The 1598-nt window shown below is 40.4% G+C and carries 1 protein-coding gene; it reads left to right on the top strand.

Going from position 1 to position 1598, the window contains the following annotated elements; translation table 11 throughout:
* The first annotated feature begins 73 nt into the window (after positions 1 to 73).
* On the top strand, positions 74 to 1459 hold the full coding sequence (locus RDS42_RS14785) for an SGNH/GDSL hydrolase family protein (RefSeq protein ID WP_308784319.1): 1386 nt from the start codon (positions 74 to 76) through the stop codon (positions 1457 to 1459).
* The last annotated feature ends 139 nt before the right edge of the window (positions 1460 to 1598 follow it).

The following is a 1598-nucleotide window of genomic DNA, read 5'->3' as shown; positions in this document are numbered from 1 at the left end:
AAAAACTGATATAGTAGTTTCAGATATACGTGTTAAGCTAGGTTTTTTATAAAAGAAAATAAGGAGCTGTATAATGAAACGAATTTCAGGTAAATGGAAAGGTACATTTTTTCTGCTGATCTTATCCGCATTTTTGATTTGGGGAGGGAGCAGAGAGGTATCTGCGGCATCCAAATGCAGGGTAGTGTTTGCAAATGCCCAGGGAGTGGTATCTACACAGACTTATCGCAACTGGGCCAGGACGGTAGAGGCAGGAGACTGGATCAAGCTTCCTAAATATTCGCAGTCAGGCTACAGATGCTATTGGGTTCTGAAAAATGGAAATAAGACCTATAAATATAATCCGGGTGCGAATTATCGGATAACTAAGAATACGAAGTTCTGTCTTTATCGTTATAAGCTTTATAATGTATGCTTTTATACAGAAAATGGGAAAAAAGAATATGTCAGCATGAGAGAGCAGGCAATAAAAGGGCAATATATTACTCTTCCTTCTGTGCCCCATGGAACCTCCAATAAAGGACTGGGATGGGCCACTACTGTAAGAGGAAAAACTTATAAAAAAGCCGGCACCAAGGTAAAGGTTACCGGAAATATGAGATTTTATCCGATCACACAGAAAATCACAGGGGTGAATCTGAGAGCGTATAACGGAAAGCTCTGGAAGGTGGTTCCTACCGGATCCGGAAAGAATCCTACTTTTCCGTCCGTAAATCTGGGAAGCGGAAATATGTGTCTGGGGTGGTCAAGAAGAAAAGGCCAGACTTCTAAACCGGAATATCTTGCCGGAGACAGAATTCCATCCAAATCCGGGAATTACTATATGGTAGTTTTTGGAAAACATATGGATAAAGCGCCTGCTGGTGTACGTAAACCGGAAAATCATGATGTGGTATACTTTGTAGGGGATTCCCGTACAATGGGAATGGCCCGTGCCCTTGGCAGCTCGGCTCCGGCAAATGTGAAATTTATTTACAAGATTGGAGAAGGCTTGGACTGGTTTAAAAAGACAGGTTACAATACTTTAAGAACTAATGTATGCAAACAGTCAAAGAACAGCAGAATTGCTGTTGTGATCAATCTGGGAGCGAACGATCTGCGTGATTACAGCGGATATACCAAATATATGCAGGCAGTTGCCAGAAACTTAAAAAAATATAATAAAAACTGTGATATGTATTACATGTCAGTGAATCCGGTAAACAGCGCAATGATCCGCAGCTATTTAGGATGGACCAGCAGAACGGAAAATCAGGTTAAGAATATAAATAATACACTGAAATCCACTTTGTGCAGCGGATCCAAAAGAACATATACTTATATTGATACCTGCTCTTTCCTTCAGAGATATGGATGGATCAGCAGAGAAGGTCATGAGGGACTTTACGATGGTGTGCATTATTCAGATGCGACCTCTCTTCGGGTATATGATTATTGTATGAAAATATTGAACAGATAAATGTGAAAAGGACAGACCGATAAAAGGTCTGTCTTTTTTCGTGCCGGTCAAAGAAAGGCAACAAAAAGAGCCATCAGATTATTTTTTCTGCTGGCTCTTATTACTGTTCATTGTCCAATGGACTTGCCCTCCTTATTAA

Source organism: uncultured Blautia sp., from assembly GCF_902497045.1.
Taxonomy (GTDB): Bacteria; Bacillota; Clostridia; order Lachnospirales; family Lachnospiraceae; genus Blautia_A.
Note: the sequence above shows the minus strand (reverse complement) of the source record. Positions and strands in the feature narration are given on the sequence as shown.